This window comes from Streptomyces sp. NPDC028711 (assembly GCF_055565415.1).
This window is the reverse complement of record NZ_JBVHUJ010000001.1, coordinates 1,283,620-1,299,546: the sequence shown is the minus strand read 5'-3', so window position 1 is coordinate 1,299,546 and position 15,927 is coordinate 1,283,620. Positions and strand designations below refer to the sequence as shown.

General features: G+C 71.4%; 12 protein-coding genes. 4 read left to right on the top strand and 8 right to left on the bottom strand.

Translation table 11 applies throughout. The annotated features are described in order from the left end of the window. Nucleotides 1-36: 36 nt before the first annotated feature. Entirely contained in the window at nucleotides 37-570 is a 534-nt protein-coding gene (locus ACZ4VK_RS05720) for an Rv3235 family protein (protein WP_468348741.1), read from the bottom strand. Nucleotides 571-844: 274 nt separating this feature from the next. Here ACZ4VK_RS05720 and ACZ4VK_RS05715 point away from each other — a divergent pair, with 274 nt between their 5' ends. Together ACZ4VK_RS05715 and ACZ4VK_RS05710 are read left to right on the top strand one after the other, a co-directional pair. Then, a complete protein-coding gene (locus ACZ4VK_RS05715) occupies nucleotides 845-1,351 on the top strand; it encodes a DUF6912 family protein (protein ID WP_468348739.1) in 507 nt (168 codons plus the stop codon). A gap of 65 nt (nucleotides 1,352-1,416) precedes the next feature. Next, nucleotides 1,417-2,073, top strand: a complete 657-nt coding sequence (locus ACZ4VK_RS05710) for an HAD family hydrolase (protein ID WP_468348737.1) — start codon at nucleotides 1,417-1,419, stop codon at nucleotides 2,071-2,073. A gap of 202 nt (nucleotides 2,074-2,275) precedes the next feature. Here the strand turns inward: ACZ4VK_RS05710 and ACZ4VK_RS05705 are convergent, their stop codons facing one another. Beyond that, entirely contained in the window at nucleotides 2,276-2,830 is a 555-nt protein-coding gene (locus tag ACZ4VK_RS05705) for a DJ-1/PfpI family protein (RefSeq protein ID WP_468348735.1), read from the bottom strand. 432 nt (nucleotides 2,831-3,262) lie between these two features. On the opposite strand from ACZ4VK_RS05705, the gene ACZ4VK_RS05700 reads away from it, so the two are divergent. After that, the gene (locus ACZ4VK_RS05700) at nucleotides 3,263-8,233 is read left to right on the top strand and encodes an NAD-glutamate dehydrogenase (protein WP_468348733.1); all 4,971 of its coding nucleotides are present in this window, start codon (nucleotides 3,263-3,265) and stop codon (nucleotides 8,231-8,233) included. Nucleotides 8,234-8,316: 83 nt separating this feature from the next. Here the strand turns inward: ACZ4VK_RS05700 and ACZ4VK_RS05695 are convergent, their stop codons facing one another. From ACZ4VK_RS05695 to ACZ4VK_RS05685, 3 genes are read right to left on the bottom strand one after another with little or no spacing between them, the layout of a single operon-like run. Continuing rightward, nucleotides 8,317-9,660, bottom strand: coding sequence for a glycosyltransferase 87 family protein (locus tag ACZ4VK_RS05695; RefSeq protein WP_468348731.1), 1,344 nt, complete (start codon nucleotides 9,658-9,660; stop codon nucleotides 8,317-8,319). Between the two features lie 37 nt (nucleotides 9,661-9,697). Beyond that, nucleotides 9,698-10,423 (bottom strand): ABC transporter ATP-binding protein, encoded by a 726-nt coding sequence (locus tag ACZ4VK_RS05690; protein ID WP_468348729.1) that lies wholly within the window; start codon nucleotides 10,421-10,423, stop codon nucleotides 9,698-9,700. Next, nucleotides 10,416-11,321 (bottom strand): ABC transporter permease, encoded by a 906-nt coding sequence (locus ACZ4VK_RS05685; RefSeq protein ID WP_468348727.1) that lies wholly within the window; start codon nucleotides 11,319-11,321, stop codon nucleotides 10,416-10,418. The genes ACZ4VK_RS05690 and ACZ4VK_RS05685 overlap by 8 nt, the downstream gene beginning before the upstream one ends. A 300-nt stretch (nucleotides 11,322-11,621) precedes the next feature. On the opposite strand from ACZ4VK_RS05685, the gene ACZ4VK_RS05680 reads away from it, so the two are divergent. Then, entirely contained in the window at nucleotides 11,622-12,221 is a 600-nt protein-coding gene (locus ACZ4VK_RS05680) for a TetR/AcrR family transcriptional regulator (RefSeq protein WP_468348725.1), read from the top strand. Nucleotides 12,222-12,283: 62 nt separating this feature from the next. On the opposite strand, the gene ACZ4VK_RS05675 is transcribed toward ACZ4VK_RS05680, so the two are convergent. Genes ACZ4VK_RS05675 through ACZ4VK_RS05665 form a run of 3 tightly spaced genes read right to left on the bottom strand, consistent with a single transcriptional unit; the run spans nucleotide 12,284 to nucleotide 15,921 of the window. Next, nucleotides 12,284-13,159 (bottom strand): carbohydrate ABC transporter permease, encoded by an 876-nt coding sequence (locus tag ACZ4VK_RS05675; RefSeq protein WP_468348723.1) that lies wholly within the window; start codon nucleotides 13,157-13,159, stop codon nucleotides 12,284-12,286. Continuing rightward, on the bottom strand, nucleotides 13,156-14,556 hold the full coding sequence (locus ACZ4VK_RS05670) for a carbohydrate ABC transporter permease (protein ID WP_468348721.1): 1,401 nt from the start codon (nucleotides 14,554-14,556) through the stop codon (nucleotides 13,156-13,158). Before ACZ4VK_RS05670 ends, ACZ4VK_RS05675 begins: the two co-directional genes overlap by 4 nt. 9 nt (nucleotides 14,557-14,565) lie before the next feature. After that, a complete protein-coding gene (locus tag ACZ4VK_RS05665; protein ID WP_468348719.1) occupies nucleotides 14,566-15,921 on the bottom strand; it encodes an ABC transporter substrate-binding protein in 1,356 nt (451 codons plus the stop codon). Nucleotides 15,922-15,927 lie beyond the last annotated feature (6 nt).

The window sequence follows — 15,927 nt, the reverse complement described above, 5'->3', positions numbered from 1 at the left end:
GGGGTCGGCCGCCTGGTTCCGGTCGCCGGTCCTTTGTCATGCGGGGCGGGGCGGCGTGTGGGGCGTGGTCGCGCCGAGGCCGTCGAGTTCGATCGCCGCGCAGCGCCAGCGCTGGTCGTCGCCGCGCTCAAGGCGGAACGCCATCGCCCGTACGCGGGGGCCCGTGGCGATCGTCGCGAAGGCCTCCACGGCCGTCCGGCCGGCGTCCACCTGGACCGAGCAGCGGCGCAGGACCGGGCGGGGGCCGAGCGACCTCAGGGGCGTCTCCGGGGCGATCCGGACGAGCTGTTCGTACGCCTCGCCGACGGTGTGTCCGAGCATCCAGTGGACCGGTCGCTCCCCGCTGAGCACGGCGAGGAGGCGCTCGGCGAAGACGGTGTGCGGGGGGAGCGCGCGGGGCGGGGTGACCGTGCCGGGGCGGACGCCCGCCGGGCCGCGCGGGCGGGTGCCGGCGGGGCCGCCCGGGGCGGTGCGGGGGCGCGGGGTGCGCGGGGAGCCCGGGCGGGTGGTCGCCGCCGTGGAGGGGTGCGGCTGCGGCGTCTGCGTGGCGGTCGTGAGGGTGGTGGTCATCGCGGTCCCCTGTCGTTGCGTAACCGGCTCGTACCGGTCAGTAACTTCCGTTGGGGATCTTGTACGGCTGTGCCGGGAGCTCCCGCAAGGAGCCCGGGGCCGCGAGGTGGGCCGAAAGAGGAATCACCTATCCGGGTGACGCGGTGGAAAATCGCCTCTCCGGGGTCCGGGAGAGCGCCTCCCGCGGTGGACGTCGGCCCTTGCCGGCCGGGAGCCCCGAAGGGGGACTCCGCACGTATCCTGAGGGCCTCTCCGACTACGAAAGCGGCCAGCCATGCGCGTGTACGTCCCCCTGACCCTCCCCGGTCTCGCACAGGCGCACAAGGCGGGCGAGCTGGGCCCCGGCCCGCTGACGGCCTACGCCGTCACCCCCGCCCTGCGCGAGTGGTACGTCTCCGACGACATCGAGGAACTCGAGTACGCGGCGCTCAACCGGGCCGCGTCCGCCTCCCTGCGCCTCCTCGCCAACGACCCCGACGCCCCCCGGCGCCGGATCGTCGTCGCCGTCGACGTGGCGGACAAGGACGCGGCCACGGACCCCGACCGGGGGCTCGACGCCGGTTCCGTCGGCGAGGTCCGGATCGCCGGGCCCGTGCCGCTCGCCAAGGCGGCCGCGGTGCACGCCGACGCGGACGACGCGGAGCCGGACGTGACGGCGGCCGCGGCCGCGCTGGGGGCGGCGGACCAGGGCGACGACGACGCGCAGTTCGTCGTGGACGGGGCCGAGGACCACGAACTGCTGTGGTTCGGGGTGCAGGAGATCCCCGGGTTGCTGGGCTGACGTTCGTCGGCGCCTGATCGTTGCCGCCGCTCTTCGCTGTCCGAGGCGCCGGGTACCGTCTTTCCATGGGGAAGCACGGAAAACACCTGGTCTGGGACTGGAACGGCACGCTGCTCGACGACACGAGCGCGGTGATCGCGGCGACCAACGCCGCATTTGCCGAGCTCGGGCTCGAACCGATCACGCTGGAGCGGTACCGAGAGCTGTACACGGTGCCGGTCCCCAAGTTCTACGAGCGGCTCATGGGGCGGCTGCCCACCGACGCCGAGTGGATCCTCATGGACGGCGCCTTCCAGCGGCACTACGGGGAGCAGGCCGTGAACTGCGGGCTGACCGCCGGTGCCGCCGAGCTGCTGGCGGCGCGGCAGGCGTCCGGGCTCACGCAGTCGCTGCTGTCCCTCGCGCGGCATGCGGACCTGATACCGCTGGTGCGGCGGCACGGGATCGCCGAGCGGTTCCTGCGGATGGACGGGCGCGTCGACACCTCGACGGACGGGAAGTCCGGGCACATGGTGCGGCACCTGGCGGCGCTCGCCGTACCCGCCGAGCGTGTGGTCGTCATCGGCGACGCCGCGGATGACGCGGTGGCGGCGGGGCATGTGGGGGCGAAGGCGGTGCTGTACACCGGGGGGTCGCACAGTCGGGCTTCGCTGTCGCGGGTGGGGGTGCCGGTGGTGGACTCGCTGGAGGAGGCGGTGGCTGTCGCGGAGGCGCTGGTTTAAGGCCCTTGCCCATGCGGGGCGGGGCGGGGTGCGGCGGCGGGGTCGGGCTGGGGCTGGGGGCTGCGGGCCGGTGGGGGCGGGGTTCGGGGCCGGGTGCGGCCCGGTGGGTGGTTGTGCCCACCCGTTCCGCCCTGCGGAACGTATGCCCACAACCGCGCACAACGCCGGGTGCGGCCCCGGGTCCGGCCCCGGTGGGTGTGCGTCAGGCCTTTGCTCGGAGGACCTTCAGGAATTCGCGCATCCAGGTGGGGTGGTCCGGCCAGGCCCGGGAGGAGACCAGGAGGCCGTCGACCACTGCCGCGCTGTCCTGGAAGGTCGCCCCGGCCGCCTGCATGTCGAGTTCGAGTGCCGGGTACGCCGTGACCCTGCGGCCCTCCAGGCCGCCGACCGCCGCCGTCAGGAGCGGGCCGTGGCAGATCTGGGCCACCGGCTTGTCGGCGTCGAAGAACGCCTTGAGCACCTTGCGGAGTTCCGGGTCGTTGCGCAGGTACTCCGGCGCCCGGCCGCCCGGGATGACCACCGCCACGTACGCGCCCGGGTCGACCTCCGAGAAGGCCAGGTCGGCGGGCCAGGTGTAGCCGGGCTTCTCGGTGTACGTGTCGAAACCGGGCTCGAAGTCATGGACGACGAACCGGAGCTGCTTGCGGGCCGGAGCCGCGATGTCGACCTCGTATCCCTCTTCGAGCAGCCGCTGGTAGGGGTACATCACCTCCAGCGACTCCGCCGCGTCACCGGTCACGATCAGGATCTTCGCCATGGCTCTCCCAGATCACAGATGGTCGGTCTGCCGTGCTGCGCCCATGCTCCGGTACACGCTGCCCGCGGCAGGGCACTTTGCCAAGAGGACATGTGTCGCTGTCCATAACGTCAAACTTCCACCCCCTCTTTTGTACACATACGGACCATGACGGCCCGGGGGTGGGGAGCGATAGGCTTTTCCCGTGATCAGCGCTATACGCCGAGGGGGCAATGCAGCCCCCGGCTACCGCCCGGCCCGCTTCGGCGGCCGGGCCGACCGTGCGTTCGCCGATCCTCTCCGTCCGGGCGCGCCGCACTCCGTGGCCGATAACGACCCGGGCATCTCTCATTCGGGCATAACGTCGTCTTCGACCGGAATCACCGCGTCGAGACGTTGTGTCCTTCCTTCCACCGACGTCACGCAACGGCGCGCGACCAGGAGTCAGAGGACATGCAGACCAAGCTGGACGAAGCCAAGGCCGAGCTGCTCGAAAGGGCCGCTCGGGTAGCTGAGCACAGCCCGGTCGGGGGGCGACTTCCGACGGGCCCGGAGGGTGCTGGGGAGCGCCCGGACCGGGACACCGTGCTCGAGTACCTCCAGCGCTACTACCTGCACACCGCGCCGGAGGACATCGGCGACCGGGACCCGGTCGACGTGTTCGGCGCCGCGCTCTCTCACTACCGGCTCGCGGAGAACCGCCCCCAGGGCACCGCGAACGTCCGCGTCCACACTCCGACGGTCGAGGAGAACGGCTGGACAAGCAGCCACTCCGTCGTCGAGGTGGTCACCGACGACATGCCGTTCCTCGTGGACTCGGTCACCAACGAGCTGTCACGCCAGGGGCGCGGCATCCACGTCGTGATCCACCCGCAGGTCCTCGTCCGCCGCGATGTCGCGGGCCGGCTCATCGAGGTCCTCTCGGCGCAGATCCAGGGCGAGCTGCCGCACGACGCGCTCACCGAGTCGTGGATCCACGTCGAGATCGACCGTGAGACCGACCGTGCCGACCTCAAGCAGATCACCGCCGATCTGCTGCGCGTCCTGTCCGACGTCCGCGAGACGGTCGAGGACTGGGAGAAGATGCGCGAGGCCGCCCTGCGGATCGCCGAAGGCCTCCCGGACGAGCCCACCGCCTCCGACCTGCGTCCGACCGAGGTGGAGGAGGCCCGCGAGCTGCTGCGCTGGCTCGCCGACGACCACTTCACCTTCCTCGGCTACCGCGAGTACGAGCTGGTCAACGGAGACGCCCTGTCCGCCGTCCCCGGTACGGGCCTCGGCATCCTGCGCTCCGACCCGCAGCACTCGGGCGACGACGAGGGCCACCACGCCCACCCCGTCTCGCCGTCCTTCAGCCGGCTGCCCGCCGACGCCCGCGCCAAGGCGCGCGAGCACAAGCTGCTGATCCTGACGAAGGCCAACAGCCGGGCGACCGTGCACCGCCCCTCGTACCTCGACTACGTCGGTGTGAAGAAGTTCGACGCCGACGGCAACGTCATCGGCGAGCGCCGCTTCCTCGGCCTGTTCTCCTCGGCCGCCTACACCGAGTCCGTCCGCCGCGTCCCGGTCGTCAAGCGCAAGGTCCAGGAGGTCCTGGAGGGCGCCGGCTTCTCGCCGAACAGCCACGACGGCCGCGACCTGCTCCAGATCCTGGAGACGTACCCCCGCGACGAGCTGTTCCAGACCCCGGTCGACCAGCTCCAGGCCATCGTCACCAGCGTCCTGTACCTCCAGGAGCGCCGCCGGCTCCGGCTCTACCTGCGACAGGACGAGTACGGCCGCTACTACTCGGCCCTCGTCTACCTGCCGCGCGACCGCTACACGACCCGCGTCCGGCTGCGGATCATCGACATCCTGAAGGAGGAGCTCGGCGGCACCAGCGTCGACTTCACCGCCTGGAACACCGAGTCGATCCTGTCCCGGCTGCACTTCGTCGTCCGCGTCAAGCCCGGCACCGAGCTGGCCAAGCTCACCGACTCCGACGTCGACCGCATCGAGGCCCGGCTCGTCGAGGCCGCCCGCTCCTGGGCCGACGGCTTCAGCGAGGCCCTGAACGCCGAGTTCGGCGAGGAGCGCGCCGCCGAGCTGCTCCGCCGCTACGGCAACGCCTTCCCCGAGGGCTACAAGGCCGACCACTCGCCGCGCGCGGCCGTCGCCGACCTGGCCCACATGGAGGCCCTCGCCCGTACCAGCGGCAAGGACTTCGCGCTCTCCCTCTACGAGCCGGTCATCGCGGGCCCCGGCGAGCGCCGCTTCAAGATCTACAAGACGGGCGACCCGATCTCCCTCTCCGCCGTCCTGCCGGTCCTCAACCGGCTCGGCGTCGAGGTCACCGACGAGCGCCCGTACGAACTCCGCTGCGCCGACCGTCCGCACGCCTGGATCTACGACTTCGGTCTGCGGCTGCCCGCCTCGACGGGCAACGGCGTCGTCTCCTTCGGCGACGACGCCCGCGAGCGGTTCCAGGAGGCCTTCGCCGCCACCTGGAACGGCGAGGCCGAGAACGACAACTTCAACTCGCTCGTCCTCTCCGCCGGGCTCACCTGGCGCGAGGCGATGGTGCTGCGCGCCTACGCCAAGTACCTGCGGCAGGCCGGCGCGACGTTCAGCCAGGACTACATGGAGGACACCCTCCGCAACAACGTCCACACCACCCGGCTGCTCGTCTCCCTCTTCGAGGCGCGGATGGCCCCCGAGCGCCAGCGCGCCGGCACCGAGCTGACCGACGGCATCCTAGAGGAGCTGGACGGCGCCCTCGACCAGGTCGCGAGCCTGGACGAGGACCGGATCCTGCGGTCCTTCCTCACCGTCATCAAGGCCACGCTGCGGACGAACTTCTTCCAGAAGAACGCGCAGGGCGAGCAGCACTCCTACGTGTCGATGAAGTTCGACCCGCAGGCCATCCCCGACCTGCCGGCCCCCCGCCCGGCCTTCGAGATCTGGGTGTACTCCCCGCGCGTCGAGGGCGTCCACCTGCGCTTCGGCAAGGTCGCCCGAGGCGGCCTGCGCTGGTCCGACCGCCGTGAGGACTTCCGTACGGAGATCCTCGGCCTGGTCAAGGCGCAGATGGTGAAGAACACCGTCATCGTGCCGGTCGGCGCCAAGGGCGGCTTCGTCGCCAAGCAGCTCCCGGACCCCTCCGTGGACCGTGACGCCTGGCTGGCCGAGGGCATCGCCTCGTACAAGACGTTCATCTCGGCGCTGCTCGACATCACCGACAACCTGGTCGCGGGCGAGGTCGTGCCGCCGGTCGACGTGGTCCGCCACGACGAGGACGACACGTACCTCGTGGTCGCCGCCGACAAGGGCACCGCCACCTTCTCCGACATCGCCAACGGGGTCGCCGAGTCGTACGGCTTCTGGCTGGGAGACGCCTTCGCCTCCGGCGGCTCCGCCGGCTACGACCACAAGGGCATGGGCATCACCGCCCGCGGCGCCTGGGAGTCCGTCAAGCGCCACTTCCGCGAGCTGGGCCACGACACCCAGACCGAGGACTTCCGCGTCGTCGGCGTCGGCGACATGTCCGGCGACGTCTTCGGCAACGGCATGCTGCTCTCCGAGCACATCCGTCTGGTGGCCGCATTCGACCACCGGCACATCTTCATCGACCCGAACCCGGACGCGGCCGTCTCGTACGCCGAGCGCCGCCGGCTCTTCGAGCTGCCCCGCTCGTCCTGGGCCGACTACGACCCGGCGCTGCTCTCCGCCGGCGGTGGCATCCACCCCCGCAGCGCCAAGTCGATCCCGGTCAACGCGCACGTCAGGGCCGCCCTCGGCATCGAGGACGGCATCACCAAGATGACCCCGGCCGAGCTGATGAAGGCGGTGCTCCACGCGCCCGTCGACCTGCTGTGGAACGGCGGCATCGGTACGTACGTCAAGTCCTCGGTCGAGTCGAACGCCGACGTCGGCGACAAGGCCAACGACGCCATCCGCGTCGACGGCCACGACGTGCGCGCCAAGGTCATCGGCGAGGGCGGCAACCTCGGCGCGACCCAGCTGGGCCGCATCGAGTTCGCCCGTGCCGGCGGCCCCGACGGCCAGGGCGGCAAGGTCAACACCGACGCCATCGACAACAGCGCGGGCGTCGACACCTCCGACCACGAGGTCAACATCAAGATCCTGCTCAACGGGCTCGTCGCCGAGGGCGACATGACCGTCAAGCAGCGCAACAAGATCCTCGCCGAGATGACCGACGAGGTCGGCACGCTCGTCCTGCGCAACAACTACGCGCAGAACACGGCCCTGGCCAACGCCGTCGCCCAGTCCCCCTCCCTCCTCCACGCCCACCAGCGGTACATGCGCCGCCTGGGCCGCGACGGAGCCCTCGACCGGGCGCTCGAGTTCCTGCCCAACGACCGTCAGATCCGCGAGCTCCTGAACAACGGCAAGGGCCTGAGCCAGCCGGAGCTCGCCGTCCTCCTCGCATACACCAAGATCACGGTGGCCGACGAGCTCATCGGTACGGAGCTGCCGGACGACCCGTACCTGCGCGGGCTGCTCCACGCGTACTTCCCGACGCTGCTGCGCGAGAGGTTCGCCGAGGCCGTCGACAACCACGCGCTGCGCCGCGAGATCATCACCACGATCCTGGTCAACGACACGGTCAACACCGGCGGTTCGACCTTCCTGCACCGCCTCCGCGAGGAGACCGGCGCGTCGATCGAGGAGATCGTCCGGGCGCAGACCGCCGCCCGTGTCGTCTTCCGCCTCAGCCAGGTCTGGGACGCCGTCGAGGCGCTCGACAACCGGGTGCCGGCCGAGGTCCAGACCCGGATGCGGCTGCACTCCCGCCGGCTCGTCGAGCGCGGCACCCGCTGGCTGCTCAACAACCGGCCGCAGCCGCTCCAGCTCACCGAGACCATCGACTTCTTCGCCGACCGCGTCGACGAGGTCTGGGAACAGCTGCCGTCGCTGCTGCGCGGTGCGGACCTGGAGTGGTACCAGTCGATCCTGGACGAGCTGACCGCGTTCGGTGTGCCGGAGGAGCTCGCGCTGCGGGTCGCCGGCTTCTCGTCCGCGTTCCCGATCCTCGACGTCGTCGCGATCGCCGACCGGACGGGCAAGGACCCGCTCGCGGTGGCCGAGGTCTACTACGACCTGGCCGACCGGCTGCGGATCACCGCCCTGATGGACCGGATCATCGAGCTGCCGCGCAGTGACCGGTGGCAGTCGATGGCCCGGGCCTCGATCCGCGAGGACCTGTTCGCGGCGCACTCCGCGCTGACGGCGGACGTCCTGGCGGCGGGGAACGGCACGTCGAGCCCGGAGGAGCGGTTCAAGGCCTGGGAGGAGAAGAACGCGGCGATCCTGGGCCGCGCGCGGACGACCCTGGAGGAGATCCAGGGCTCGGACACCTTCGACCTGGCGAACCTGTCGGTGGCGATGCGGACCATGCGCACGCTGCTCCGTACGCACAGCTAGAGCTTTCGTAGCTTCGCGAGAAGGGCCCCGCCGGTGTTCCGGCGGGGCCCTTCCGTCCTTCCGCTCCGGCGGTGACCGCCTCGTCATTCCGTGACGTTCGTGACCGTCGACGTCCACAGGCGGCGGGCGGCGAGCAGGGCCGCCGCGAGCAGCAGTCCGTTGCGGAGCACCATGACGGTCAGTCCCTGGGTGGTGCCGGCGATGACCTGGTCGTAGAGGACGGGGTACGCGAGTGAGCTCAGCGCGGCCGCCGGGAGCAGCAGCAGCGCCACCGGGCGCATCACGGTCTTCCGGGAGGTCAGGCAGACGGCGGCGAGGCCGAGCAGCCAGATCATGTACTGGGGGCTGATCACCCGGCTGGTGACGGTGAAGAGCAGGACGGCGGCGAAGGCCGCGTCGAGCGGGGTGGCGGCGGTCCAGCGGTCGGCCCGGACACGCCACAGGAGCAGCCAGCCGAAGGCGATGACGGTGAGCAGCAGCGCGAGGTGGCCGAGGGTGGAGACGTACGGGCCGACGTACTCGAAGGCCCCGTAACGGAACTCGACCCTCCCCGGCCAGGCGCCGGTGGCCCCGGCGAGCGCGAGGGCCGTGCCGCCGAGGGACTCGATCTGGACGCCCCGGTCGCCCTGCTGGCGCAGGAAGCCGAGGGGGCCGGAGAAGAAGAGCGCGAGGGTGGCGAGGAGGGCGAGGGCGGCGACGGCCGCGGAGGTCCAGGCCTCGCGGCTGGTACGGCCCCGGGGGGTGCCGAGCAGGGTGAGCGCCGGCCAGACCTTGACCATGGCACCGATGCCGGCGAGCGCTCCGCCGAGGCGGTGGAAGGCGGTGGCGCGGGCGCCGAGGGCGAGCAGGGCGAGTACGGCGAGGGCGGTGGTCTGGACGTCGTACCGGGCGAGGGGCAGATGGAGGAGGAGCGGCAGGCCGCAGACCCAGACCCAGGCGCCGTGGGTGAGTCGGGCACTGTCGGCGCCGGCGAGCGCGAGGGCGATGACGGCGTCGGCGAGGAGGCTGAGGGCGACGAACGCCTGGAAGTAGGTCAGCCAGGGGAGGAGGCCGGGGCCCATGATCACGAGCCCCGCGCCGGGCGGGTACTGCCAGGTGGCGTCGCCGAGGGGGAAGGTGCCCTGCGCGAACTGCCCGTACCAGTGCTGGTAGAGCTCCACCTCGCGGCCGACCCCGCCGATGCCGAGGGTGTCCCGGAGGAGCAGCAGGACCATGCCGATGCGGGTGAGGAGCCAGACGGAGGCGAGGGCGAGGAGGGGGCCGCTGCCGACCGTGACGAAGGTGGCGGAGGTGAAGGTGTCCGATTCGAAGGGGGATCCGGTCAGGGCGGGGGGCTCGGTGCCGGTCCGGGGCGGGGGCTGGGTGCCGGTGCCTGAGGAGGGCTCTTCTCCGCGGGCGGGCGGCGACTCAGGGTGATCGTTCGTCATCCCACCGTACTGTAGACCGCTTTGAGCGGTTTGCCCGTTACCTGGGCCTTGTCCCCGTGAACTCCTCGTACGCCGCGACCACCTCCTTCGCGGGGCCGTCCATCCGCAGCGTCCCGGCCTCCAACCACAGCGCCCGCTCGCAGGTCTCCGTGATGGTGGAGTGCGCGTGGCTGACGAGGAACACCGTCCCCGCCGCCGCCCGCAGCTCGTCGATCCGCCGCCGGCTGCGGAGGCGGAAGCGCGCGTCGCCGGTGGCGAGGGCCTCGTCGATGAGCAGGACGTCATGGCTCTTCGCGGCGGCGATGGAGAAGCGCAGCCGGGCGCCCATGCCGGAGGAGTAGGTCCGCATCGGGCGGGAGATCGCGTCGTCCTTCTCGTTGACGCCGGAGAACTCCACGATGCCGTCGTACCGTTCGCGGACCTCCGCGCGGCTCATTCCCATGGCGAGACCGCCCAGGATCACGTTCCGCTCGCCGGTCAGATCGCCCATCAGGGCCGCGTTGACGCCGAGGAGCGAGGGCTGTCCCTGGGTGTAGATCTGGCCCCGCTCCACGGGCTGGAGTCCCGCGATGGCCTTCAGGAGGGTCGATTTCCCTGATCCGTTCGAACCGATCAGGCCAATCGCCTCGCCCCGGTAGGCGACGAAGCTGACCCCCTTCACGGCGTGGACGCGTCCGCCGGGGACCGTGTACGTGATGTGGACGCCGTCGACCACGACGGTCGGGGTCCTCGTGCTGTCGCTGTCGCCGGTGTCGTCAACCACGGCCGTACGTCTCCTCCGCCTTCCAGAACCAGACGAAACCGCCGGCGAAGGCGAGCGCGGCCCAGCCGGCGGCGAGCGCCCAGACGTGCGGGGGCAGCTCCGCCGCGGTGTAGCTCTCGATCAGGGCGAAGCGCATGAGGTCGATGTAGACCGCCGCCGGGTTGCAGCGCAGGGCGAGCACCACGGCCTCCGGGACGCGGCCGTCGCCCGCCAGGTTCTGGATGGACCACATGGCGCCCGAGGCGTACATCCAGGTGCGGAGCACGAACGGCATCAGCTGCGCGATGTCCGGGGTCCGTGCCGCGATCCGCGCCAGTACGAGCGCCACGCCCGTACTGAACAGCGCCTGGCAGAGCAGGGCGGGCACGGCGAGCAGCCAGCTCCACGCGGGGAACTCGCCGAAGCAGAACAGGATCGCGACCAGTGCGACGAGTGAGAGGAGCAGTTGCTGGAGCCGCTGGAGCGCGAGCGAGACCGGCAGGGCGGCGCGCGGGAAGTGGAGGGCGCGGACCAGGCCCAGGTTGCCGCTGATCGCCCGGGTGCCGGCCAGGAGCGTGTCGGAGGTGAACGTCCACACGAAGACGCCGGTGAGGAGGAAGGGGACGTAGTCGGGGATGCCGTGCTTGGCGTTCATCAGGATGCCGAAGATCGCGTAGTAGACGGCCGCGTTGAGGAGCGGGGTCATCACCTGCCAGACCTGGCCGAGGCGGGCCTGGCTGTACTGGGCGGTGAGGCGGGCGGTCGCGAAGGCGGTGATGAAGGCGCGGTGGGACCAGAGCTGCCGGACGTAGGCGGGGAGCGGGGGGCGGGCGCCGCTCACAGTGAGGCCGTGGCGCAGGGCCAGGGCGCGGAGGTCTTCGGGGGGAGCGGGGGTGTGGGGCGGTGGGGCGGGCTTCATGGGGGGTGTGGGTGTGGGTGCGTGTGCGGCTTCGGGAGCGGGTGCGGGCCTGCGTGCGGCTTCGGTCGCGGGTGCGGCTGCGGTGGCGGTCTCGGTGGGCATCGGCGGGTGCTTTCGACGGAGGGCGCGGGCATCCTCAGCGATGGAACGGATCCGTATCGTCGCTACGTGGACAGTAGGACGCATGACGTCGGAACGCAACCGTATCGTCGCTACGTGGGCGCTCGAGGTGAGCGCGTCAGGACGTGCCCGTATCGTCGTGACGACGTCGGGGCGTCGCCGTTGGCTAGGATGCCGTTCATGAGCGAACCGACCCCCCGCCGCGCCCCCGCCGGAGCCGCCGTACTCCGCGAGGACGTGACCGAGGCCATCCGCGCCGCCGTCTTCGAGGAGCTCGCGGCCGTCGGCTTCGCCCGTATGTCCATCGAGGGCATCGCGCGCCGCGCCGGAGTCGGCAAGACCGCCGTCTACCGGCGCTGGAAGTCCAAGCTCGCCCTCGTCCTCGACCTCGTCGGCGCCTTCGCCGCCCAGGGCATGCCGGCCCCCGCCACCGGCTCCCTGCACGGGGACGTGCGCGCGCTCCTCGCAGTGGCCTCGGGCGCCCTGCGCCACCCGGTCGCCTCGCAGGTCATCCCCGACCTGCTCGTCGAGGCCGCCCGGCACCCCGAGATCGCCGAGGCGGTCACCGCCACACTGCTCGACGGACAGCAGGGCGTCGTGACCCGGATCGTCCGCGAGGCCGTCGCGCGCGGCGAACTCCCCGCGGACACCGACCCGGGCCGCGCCCTCGACCTGGTCGTCGGACCGCTGTACTGGCGGCTCGTCGTGGTCCGTACGCCCCTGCCCGAGGGGTACGTGGACGACCTCGCGCGGTCGGCGGTGGCGGCGCTGCGCGCGTAGGGGGTGTCTCGTCGATCAGGCCGGGCTCGTCGACAAGACACCCCCTAGGACGTCCGGCCGTACTACTTCACCGCGCCCGCCATCACCCCCGAGGCGAACTGCCGCTGGAACGCGAAGAACACCACCAGCGGCACCACCATCGACACGAACGCCCCCGGCGCCAGCACGTCCACGTTGTTGCCGAACTGCCGTACCTGCTGCTGGAGCGCCACCGTGATCGGCGGCGACTGCGAGTCCGCGAAGATCAGCGCGATCAGCATGTCGTTCCACACCCACAGGAACTGGAAGATCCCGAGCGAGGCGATCGCTGGACCGCCGAGCGGCAGCACCACCCGGGTGAAGAGGCGGATCTCCCCCGCCCCGTCGAGCCGTGCCGCCTCGAGGAGTTCGCGCGGGATCTCCGCGAAGAAGTTCCGCAGCAGGAAGATCGCGAACGGCAGACCGAAGGCCGTGTGGAAGAGGACCACCCCGAGGGTCGTCTCGAAGAGCCCCACCGCGCCGAAGAGCTTCGACACCGGGACCAGGGCGACCTGCACCGGCACCACGAGCAGGGCCACCACGCCCAGGAACCACCAGTCGCGGCCCGGGAACTCCAGCCATGCGAACGCGTACCCGGCGAACGAGCCGATGACGAGCACGAGCAGGGTGGACGGAACGGTGATCATGACGGTGGAGACGAGGGAGCCGGTGATCGTGTCGTTCGCCAGGAGATGCGTGTAGTTCTCTGTGGTCAGCCGGGCCGGGGCCGTGAACACCTGCCACCAGCCGCCCGACGCGATGTCGGACGGCGAGCGGAGCGAGGAGAAGAGCAGCCCCACCGTCGGCAGCAGCCAGAACAGGCCGGTGAGGACGAGGAACACGCGCACCGCGCCCCCGGCGGCCCGGGCGGCGAGCCGTGCGACGAGGGGGCGGGGCCGGACGTCGGCGGAATGACTCATCGGCGGGCCTCCCGGCGCAGGCGGCGGATGTTGAAGATCATCACCGGGACCACGAGGAGCAGCAGCAGGACGGCGATGGCCGAGCCGACCCCGAGATCGGCGTCCGTACCGAACGACGAGCGGTACAGCTGGAGCGCGAGCACGTTCGCGTCGTCCTGGGCGGAGCCCGGCGCGATGACGAAGACCAGGTCGAAGACCTTGAGGACGTTGATCATCAACGTCACCAGGACGACAGCGAGGACCGGCGCGAGCAGCGGCACCGTGATCCGGCGGAACACCTGCCACTCGTTCGCCCCGTCCACCCGGGCCGCTTCGAGCAGTTCGCGCGGCACGGCGGCGAGCCCGGCGCCGATCAGCACCATCGCGAACCCGGCCCACATCCACACGTACGCCCCGATGACCGCCGGGGTGACGAACGACGGGCCCAGCCACTCCACGCCGTTGTACTGCTCCCGGAAGTTGCTCGCGGGCAGCCGCAGGACGGCTCCGTCCACCCGGTCGGCGGGCAGCGTGAAGGTGCCGTCCGCCGCGGCCGTGGCCCTGGCGACGACCTTCCCGTCCCGTACGGCCTCGATCCGCAGCCCGGCGAGGCCCCGTTCGGCCGGGTCGACCGCGTTCGGGCGCCCACCGCCGCCCCGGGTGAAGTCCAGCCAGGCCGTACCGACGACGCTTCCCGCCACGGGAGCGGGCTCCCGGGCCGGGCGGGCCTCCTCCGGCATCTGCCCCGGAGCCACGCCGATCAGCGGAAGCCGTACGGGCTCCCCGGCGCGCACCGGATCCTTCGTGACGAACGCGCCGCCACCGGCCGCCTCCAGCGGATGCACGGGCAGCGGCCGGGCCCGGGGGAAGCCGGACGACTCGGCGAACGTGTCGTGGACGCCGACCCAGACCGCGTTGGCGACCCCTCGGTCCGGATCCTGCTCGTAGACGAGCCGGAAGATGATCCCGGCGGCGAGCATCGAGATCGCCATCGGCATGAAGACGACCAGCTTGAACGCCGTACCCCAGCGGACGCGTTCGGTGAGCACGGCGAAGACCAGGCCGAGCGCGGTCGCCACCGCCGGGGCCAGGACCAGCCAGATCAGGTTGTTGCGGACGGCCGTGCGGAGCGAGTCGTCGGTGACGAGGGCGAGGTAGTTGTCCAGGCCGACGAAGGAGTCGCCCGAGCGGTCGAAGAGCGAGCGCTGGACCGAGTACCCGATCGGGTAGACGACGAGCGCGCCGAGCAGGAGCAGGGCGGGGAGCAGGAACCCCGCCGCCACCGTCCTGCTTCTGCCGTTCCTTCGGTTTCGGATGCTCCCCGGCGTGTGGTTGTCGTCGCGTGGGGGGCTCGACGTGTCGCTGTCGTGGCGAGTGGTCCCCTGCGTGTGGTCGTCGTGGCGAGTGCTCCTCGGCATGCCGGGGCCTCAGCTCTTCGCCGCGGCCCGGTACGCCTTCTCCGCGTCCGCCTCGAGGCGCGCCTGCGTCCCCGCGATGTCCTTCGGGTTCTTCAGGAAGTCCTGGAGCGCCTTCCACTCGCCCTTGCCCGGCGTCCCGCCGAAGGACTGCGGCATCTGGTCCGACATGTCGAAGCGGAAGTCGTCACCGGCGCCGATGAGCGCCTTCGCGATCTCGCGCTGGACGTCGTTCGGGTACGCCGCCGGGTCCAGGTTCTTGTTGGGGGAGAGGAAGCCGCCCTCGGCCGCCCAGATCTTCGCCGCGTCCGGGGAGGCGAGGAAGGCGAGCAGCGCCTTGGCGCCCTTCGTGTCCTTGAGGGCCACGGCCGCGTCGCCGGCCGTCACCACGGGGGTGGTGCCCTCGCCGACGGTGGGGAACGGGAAGACCTTCGCGTCCGTACCGATCTTCGCCTTCGTCTGCGCGATGTTGACGGCGGCGAAGTCGCCCTCGAAGACCATCGCGCCCTTCGGCTGGTCGCCGCCCGTGAAGGTCTGGGTGACCGAGACCGGGTACTCCGTCTGCAGGGCGCCGCTCGTGCCGCCGGCGAGCAGCGCCGGCTTGCCGAACAGTTCGCCGAGCGTCGTCAGGGCCGCGGTGACGGACGGATCGGTCCACTTGATCGTGTGCTTCGCCAGCTGGTCGTACTTGGCGGGGCCCGCCTGCGAGAGGTAGATGTTCTCGAACCAGTCGGTGAGCGTCCAGCCGTCCGCGCCGCCCACCGAGACGGGGGTGACGCCGGAGGCCGAGATCGTCTCCGCGGTGCTGAGGAACTCCTTCCAGGTCTTCGGCTCGGTGGCGCCCGCGTTCTCGAAGACGGCGGAGTTGTACCAGACCAGGGACTTGTTGGCGGCCTTGAAGTACACCCCGTACTGGGTGCCGTCGACCGCGCCGAGCTCCTGCCAGCCGCGCGAGTAGTTCGCCGCCAGCTGCGCCTCGGCCTCCGGGCCGACCGGCTTCAGCCACTTCTGCGCCGCGGCCTGCCGGATCGCGCCCACCTGCGGGAGCATCGCCACGTCGGGCGGCGCACCGCCCGCGATCTTCGTACCGAGGAAGTTCACGATCGGGTCCTGGGCCGGCACGAAGGTGACGGTCGCGCCGGTGCGCTTCTCGAACTCCTTCAGGACCTTGGTGAAGTTCTCCTGCTCCGGTCCCGTCCAGACGGCGGCGACCTCGATCTTCTCGCCCTTGAGGGGCAGATCGCCGCCGGCCGCCGGGCCGGGGTCCTTCCCGGCCTCGCCGCCGCACGCCGCGAGGGTGAGTGCGGCGAGTGCGGCGAACGCCGTCATGGTCACTGCGGCCTTGCGTGGACGAAGAGTTGTACGCATCGCTGC